The sequence below is a fragment of the Pantoea sp. SIMBA_079 genome (assembly GCF_046940275.1).
Classification (GTDB): Bacteria; Pseudomonadota; Gammaproteobacteria; order Enterobacterales; family Enterobacteriaceae; genus Pantoea; species Pantoea borealis.
Genome location: NZ_JAWRYR010000945.1, coordinates 1 through 234, shown reverse-complemented (window position 1 = coordinate 234; position 234 = coordinate 1). Strand labels below are relative to the sequence as shown.

At 58.5% G+C, this 234-nt stretch carries 1 protein-coding gene; it reads left to right on the top strand.

Features of this window, described 5'->3' with window-relative positions; genetic code table 11:
- On the top strand, nt 1-234 hold a 234-nt coding region (locus tag SB719_RS22720; protein WP_412160118.1), incomplete at both ends, for an acetyl-coenzyme A synthetase N-terminal domain-containing protein.

The following is a 234-nucleotide window of genomic DNA, read 5'->3' as shown; positions in this document are numbered from 1 at the left end:
GCCGCCAGCAATCTGGAGCAATTCCGTATTCGCGCAGAACAGCGCACGGGCTTGAGCCTGCCGGATTATGCCGCGCTGCATCGCTGGTCGGTCGAGGATCGCGGCGGCTTCTGGCAGCTTGTGTGGGATTTCTGCGAGGTTATCGGCGAGTGTGGCAAACCAGCCCTTGTCGATAAAGGCCATATGCGTGACGCAAAATTCTTCCCCGAGGCACGACTCAACTTTGCCGAAAAC